The following is a 6249-nucleotide window of genomic DNA, read 5'->3' on the forward strand; positions in this document are numbered from 1 at the left end:
CCCTACCCGGTCCATGTCTCGTACGCCCTGCAGATACTCGTACGCCTCCGGGTCTTCCCGCTCGATCTGCGCAGCCACTGTCATCCACTGCTGCTTCTTGGCGCTGACGGTGGCGTCACGGAGCTCCGGGCTGGTCCGGAGCTTCTCCGCCTCATCCCAGGACAGGGACTTGGCGTCGTAAAGGGCTTCACCGTACTTTCGGGCGGTCTCGCTGTCGGCCGAGCCGAGCACGCCACGCAGCCAGTTCCGGTAAAGCATCCCCTCGGTAGCCGTGTCGCTGGCACGGACCGCAGGCGGGCGCTTGTCCGTGCAGGCATCCGGATTTGGCATTGCACACCGATCGGGCGGGACGTCCTTCGAGGCCGGACCGACGGCATCATGTACGACACCCAGCGTGGAGACGAGGGCACCGTCGGCGAGGTTCGCAGACTTGACCGGCCAGGCGGCCAGCGCGGTCACCGCCACCATCACCACGAGGGCCCATCCCGCCGTGGTCATCGCCGTGCTCATGTCGGACTGGCGCGAGCGCCAGAGCAGGTAGAGGCCGACGACGCAGAGCGTGACGATGCCGAAGACGCTGAACACCTTCTGGTAGATCGCCTTGGTGGCCTGGTCCACCAATGGGTCGGCCCAGCCCCACATCGTCCCCGGGTCCCAGGCTCGCTCCCGTAAGGCGTTCGAGGCGCCGATGATCGCCGTGGCCATCATGAATTCACCGTTGGCGATCGTGTTGGTGAACTTATAGTCGGGATGAAGCAGTGTCGTCGCGCAGCCGGTCTCGACTTTGTAGGTGCTGTAGCTATAACCGGCGTAGCCGTAGTTGGTGTAGTAGCCCTTTGGGCCGCGTAGCGCGGACGCCTCGGGCCGGGACGCGAACCAGCCGGCTATGCCGGAGTCCGGCGCGGTCGGGGTCGGCGGATTGAGACAGGTCGCCTCGGACTCCGCCACCTGCTGGAGCTTGGCGACGCAGGCGCGGAAGTCGGCCTGCCATTCCTGGGTCGTGCACAGGTCGGTGGGGGCCTGGTACGCGACCGGTCCGGCGTACGCCGGTGTGGCGGTGAGCCCAGGCCAACTGATCGTGGCTGCGGCGAGGACGCCGAGCGCCAGGAGGAGCGCCGTGATCCTTGCCCGGGCCCTCGCCATGTCACGCCTCCAGATCAGGCAGCACGGTCGGCAGCACCCCGGCAGCGGCGGCGATGGCGGCGGGGGTGGTGTCGAGGTGGTCCAGCAGTCCGTCCACGTAGGAGACGTCCACCCTGACCTTCTGCACCCGGGCGTCGACGTCGCGCATGATGAACTCCCGGAAGCCGAGCCGGTGGGCGGAGGTCGCGTCGGCGGTGGAGAGTGAGGCGAGCGTCGCCTCGTATCCGTCGTCGACCGGCACGCGCAGCAGTCGCAGCGCCTCGGAGGCGATCTCCGCGTCCTCGGCGATCCGGCCGACGAAGACGGTGGAGACGAGGTTCTGTACGTCAAGGCCGAGGATGTCGCGGGGGTTCTGGGAGGCGACCAGCGCGGCGAGGTTCCACTTGCGGGAGTCGCGGGCGAGCCGGACGAGGAACGAGCGGCCGGACCGCCATCCCTCCATGAAGTGTGCCTCGTCCAGGCCCACCAGCTTGCGGGAGGACATCGAGCCGCCGTAGCAGCGGCGGACCGCCAGCCGGTGCGCGGTGTGCAGCATCGGCAGGGCGAGTGCCTCCTCGGCCGACCAGTACTCGCGCTCGATCTTGAGGTCGGGCAGCCGTAGGCCGGCCATGGTGATCACGGTGAGCGCCGCGTCCGGCCCGAGCAGGCCGTCCGGCGGGCGGCCGAAGAAGAGCATGGCCAGCGGCATCTCCGCGGTGTCCAGCAGCAGGTTGGCCAACTCCCGGCCGGCGTCGTCGTCGAGTTGCCCGAGGCAGCTGACCACGTCGTCCAGGGTGGAGGTCTCCTCGGCGGGCACCTGGCGTACGGCGTGCCGGAACAGGGTGGCGGTCGACGCTTCGCGGGCCACCTGCGGCGGCACCAGCATCATGCAGATGTCCTGCACCAGCATCCGCCGCTCGGCCCGGGCATTGGAGACTGCGATCTCGAACTCGCGGTCACCGGCAGCTCCGGCGCCGAACTCGCTGCGCAGCGGCGTCGGGATCAGTGAATACGGTGCCAGGGTGCCGTGCTCGGAACCGGTCAGGTTCAGTACCCGGGAGTACGGTCGCAGCTCCGGCATCGCACAGAGCCGGGCCAGCGGGCCGGACGGGTCGAGCAGGGTCACCTGTACGCCGCGCCGGGCGGCCAGGTAGCCCAGCGCGCCGAGCAGCGTGGACTTGCCACCGCCCGGCTCGGCCACGAAGACCGCCAGACCGGAGCGTTCGCGCACCTCCATCGGGAAGTGCAGGTCGAGGAAGACCGGCCGGCGGCAGGTCCCGGCGGTCCGCCCGATCAGGTCGCCGCGGCGGTCGCCGACCGTGGACGCGGCCTGCGGCAGCGCCGCCGCCAGTAGGTGGACCGGCATCCGCCGGACGTAGCCGGTGTTGGCCACCGGCTCGCCGGGGATGAACTCGCGGGCCAGCCAGTCCTGGTTCTTTGGGTGCTGCAGCGAGACGCGTAGCTCCCGGGAGTAGAGCTGGATCAGCCGGCGGGCCCGTTCCAGGCACTCCTCCCGGGTCCGCCCGCCCACCGCGATCCGGTGCCAGCCGTGCGCGCGGGCGGAGTCGACCGGCAGGCCGGTGGTCATCTCGTCGCCGATCACCAGTGCCCGCTTGGCCAGCCGCTCCAGTTCCGGCGGGGCGTCGATGCCGTGCTCGGCGTAGTCGAGCTGCTGCGACCGGATCATGCGCAGGCGATGTTCAAGGTTCCGGAAGGAGTCGCCGGAGCCGAGGATGTCGACCCGGGTGGAGAGCTCCATCGGCCACGGCAGCCGCTCGTGGAAGTGCAGCCAGGGCTCGTGTCGCTCGGGAATCTCCAGCGGCTCCATCCGGCCCACGGCGAGCACCGCCACGTGCCGCTCCTCGCCGGTCATCCGGTTGACCAGCTTCACCGTCGAGCCGTACGGGGTGCGGTAGCGCTCCACCTGTTCGGTAAGGGCGAGCAGGTCGCCGCGTTCCCAGCGCCCGTCGTTGATGGGCGAGAGCGCGCCGGGGGGTGCCATGCAGAGCGCCACCGACCGGTAGAGCAGCCATTCCAGTTCCTGTGCGGTGACCCGCCGCCCGCGCATGCCGAACGCGCCCAGCACCTCGTCGAACTGTTCGACGGTCCGTCCCAGCTTGCGGCGTTCGCCCTCGGCGACGCCCCGGCCGAAGGTGCGCAGCAGCCGCTCGGTGAGCGAGTCGCCGAGCGAGCGGCGGGCGAAGGTGACGCCGAGGTAGGTCTGGCCCTCGGCGTGGTTGACCGAGAGCAGGTGCCGCTGTGCGGCCACCAGGTGGTCGGCCCAGCCGGGCGTGCCGGGGACGTCGGGCAGCGGCGAGACGGTGTTGGCGTCGATGGTGCGGGCCCATTCGTCGGCCGGGAAGGGCCGGGTGGTGCGGCGCAGGTGCAACCGGAAGCCGGCCAGGCCGGCGTACTGCTCGGAGATCGCCGAGAGCAGCGCCTCGCGTTCCGCGTCCGGCCGGAAGGCCCAGCGCACCTCGGGCAGCCAGTACCAGGCGGTGACGGTGTTGGGGGTGAAGGTCAGGTGACCGGCGATCTCGGTGATGGCCAGTTCGACGGCCGGATCGCGGTCACCGAACTTGATCTTCGGTGGGCGGACCCGGACCGGCTTGGTCGGCCGGTCGCTGCGGTCCACGGACCGCTGGCGGGGCGGGGTGGTGGCGCGGGTGGCCGGCGCGGCGGCCCGGCGCGGCGTTCGCGTCGCGGCGTCAACCGGAGTGGCCTCGTCGTGGGGCGGGCGGTCGTCGGCGGGCGGCCGGGCGTTCGGCAGCCGGTCGCCGACCGGTGAGGGCACCCGGGTGGGGGGCGGCGACGCGCTCGGCCCGGTGACCGCCGGAGCCTCCTCGACCGACCGGGCAGTTGGTGCGCCCGGCGCGGGGCGGGTGGGTTGTGCCGGCACCGGGGGCGGTGTCGGCCGGTGGGTCACGGGTGCCGGTCCGGCGGGAGCCGCCTGCTGCGGCACGGCGCGCGCCGGGAGGGCGTTGCCCCGCTGGGCGGAACCCGGCCGGGCGTACGCCCCGCCGAACAGGTCCAGGAAGGGCGAGTCGATGTCGGCACCGTCGCGGGTGGACGGTGTGACCGGGTTGGGCTCGGCCGGCACCGCCCGGCGCTGCGGTGGACGGGGCGCCTGGAACACGCCGACGCCACCGTGACCCGGGGTGGCGGCGAGCGCCGGATCCAGCGAGGCGTCGTCGAGTTCGCCGGATTGTGGGTAGTCAAACGAACGCGCACGGTTACCGTGCGATGCGGCCGGGTGCCCGGCCGGGGATCCCGGCGTGGAGGAGCGGCTCATGCGATCGCCCTGCCGGAGTTGCCCGACAACCTCTCAGACGGCCCGTACGGCGTGCAGCCGGTCATGCCAGTTCCTCCCGGATCCTGATCCTGCTGCCGACCAGGCGTGGGTCGCGCTGCTCGGCGGCCGGCTCCCGGGTGCGTCGCCAGTCGGTCAGCGCGGTACGGATCACCATGCGCGCCGGCCGGTCCGGGTCGACGTACCGGAAGACGAACGAGGTGGTCACGATGGCGAGGGCGATCTCCCAGGCGGGGAAGAGCTCGACCTGCAGCGTGAACAACCAGTGGATGAACATGTAGAGGGGAACGAGCAGGATGAACAGCCCGTACTGGGCGTACGGCAGGTGAACCGGAAGGGTGTAGCCGGGCGGCCCGAGATAGACCAGGCGGGCCCGGTAGATGTCGTCGTCGGTGCGCAGCCGCATCTCGTGCTCGCGCCTATTCGAAGATCAGGTTGATCAGGAAGTCGCCGATGAAGAAGAGGGTGGCGGCTCCGGCGATGAAGGCCAACCCCACGATCGCGATGGCGGAGCTGGTCAGCACCTTGGAAATCTCGCCCCGGCTGGCCCGGCCGATGAAGATGACGCCCAGCACGGCGAGCAGGATCGGAGCGATCTTGCTGGCGAAGAAGGTGACGACTCCCTCGGTGTTGATCCCCTTTGGCTCCTCGGCGGCGAGCGGGATCGACGACGCCAGGGTGGAGAGCAGGTGGGCGGCGTTGGTCGACGCCGTTTCCATCAGCTCGATGGCGATCACTGAAACCTCCCCAAGTCGCGGCCGGCGACGCCGCGGTGGTGCAGTAGGCAAGCCTGGCGGGATCGGTGCTCACTCTGCGCAGCGCCCGAGACCCTGCGTGCGTCACTCGTCACGGAAGGTGGCGATTTTTGGGCGGGTTGTCCCGCTTCGGCCCTCCCTCCAGGCGTCGCCATCTCGATGCTGGGCAATTCCACAGCGTACGGGCCGGCCCCCTTTGCGACAAGCCGCGAAGAGTCTGCCCGATCCGACCCGGACGACCGATCGTACACCTGTTCTAATTCGCATGTCAGGCCTGCGACCCGGGCTGCTCGGGACGGTCGAACGGACCGGTACCGTCTAGTCGTGACTGATCTGCTACGGGCCCCGGCCCCGGTGGTGATGGGCGTCCTGAACGTCACGCCCGACTCGTTCTCCGACGGCGGACGCTACGCCGACGTCGGTGCCGCTGTCGCACACGGCGTCCGGCTCCGGGCCGACGGAGCCGGGTTGGTGGATGTCGGGGGCGAGTCGACCCGGCCCGGTGCCGACCGGATCGACGCGGACACCGAGGCCGCCCGGGTGGTGCCGGTCATCCGCGAACTGGCCGCCGCCGGCGTACCGGTCAGCATCGACACCACCCGCGCCCGGGTCGCCGAGGCGGCCCTCGCGGCCGGCGCGGTCGTGGTCAACGACGTATCCGGCGGTCTCGCCGACCCGGACATGGCCCGGGTCGTCCGTGATGCCGGCTGCCCCTGGGTGCTGATGCACTGGCGGGGTCACTCCCGGCGGATGACCGAGCTGGCCAGCTACGGCGACGTGGTCGCCGACGTACGCGCCGAACTCGGCCAGCGGGTGGCTGCGGCGCTCGCCGCCGGGGTGGCGGCGGACCGCATCGTCATCGATCCGGGCCTCGGCTTCGCCAAGACGGCGGCGCACAACTGGCAGCTCAGCGCCCGGCTGTCCGAGCTGCTCGACCTCGGCTGTCCGCTGCTGTTCGGCGCGAGCCGCAAGTCGTACCTGGGTCTGCTGCTGGCCGGGCCCGACGGCACGCCGCGCCCCACGGCCGGTCGGGAGGCGGCCACCGTCGCCACCAGCCTGCTC

Annotated in this window: 4 protein-coding genes and 1 pseudogene; 1 reads left to right on the forward strand and 4 read right to left on the reverse strand. The window is 71.2% G+C overall.

Annotation, left to right across the window (positions count from 1 at the left end; all coding sequences use genetic code 11):
- The 4 genes and pseudogenes from AB0M52_RS28710 to AB0M52_RS28725 form a co-directional block, all read right to left on the reverse strand.
- Positions 1-1143, reverse strand: a pseudogene (locus tag AB0M52_RS28710) (MFS transporter); the annotation flags it as partial.
- 1 nt (position 1144) lies between these two features.
- Positions 1145-4414 (reverse strand): ATP-binding protein, encoded by a 3270-nt coding sequence (locus tag AB0M52_RS28715; RefSeq protein ID WP_363960118.1) that lies wholly within the window; start codon positions 4412-4414, stop codon positions 1145-1147.
- A 61-nt stretch (positions 4415-4475) separates the two neighbouring features.
- Positions 4476-4838: a hypothetical protein gene (locus tag AB0M52_RS28720; RefSeq protein ID WP_111212817.1), complete on the reverse strand. Its 363-nt coding sequence runs from the start codon at positions 4836-4838 to the stop codon at positions 4476-4478.
- Positions 4839-4851: 13 nt separating this feature from the next.
- Positions 4852-5169, reverse strand: coding sequence for a hypothetical protein (locus AB0M52_RS28725; protein WP_111212816.1), 318 nt, complete (start codon positions 5167-5169; stop codon positions 4852-4854).
- Positions 5170-5511: 342 nt separating this feature from the next.
- On the opposite strand from AB0M52_RS28725, the gene folP reads away from it, so the two are divergent.
- The coding region (folP, locus tag AB0M52_RS28730) for a dihydropteroate synthase (protein ID WP_363960122.1) at positions 5512-6249 on the forward strand (738 nt) is incomplete at its 3' end.

It is taken from the genome of Micromonospora sp. NPDC051296, assembly GCF_040682255.1.
Lineage (GTDB): Bacteria > Actinomycetota > Actinomycetes > Mycobacteriales > Micromonosporaceae > Micromonospora > Micromonospora craterilacus.

Bases quoted from the DNA above. Each gene is read 5' to 3' on its own strand.
- AB0M52_RS28720 (WP_111212817.1), bottom strand. From the start codon at position 4,838: ATGCGGCTGCGCACCGACGACGACATCTACCGGGCCCGCCTGGTCTAT.
- AB0M52_RS28715 (WP_363960118.1), bottom strand. From the start codon at position 4,414: ATGAGCCGCTCCTCCACGCCGGGATCCCCGGCCGGGCACCCGGCCGCA.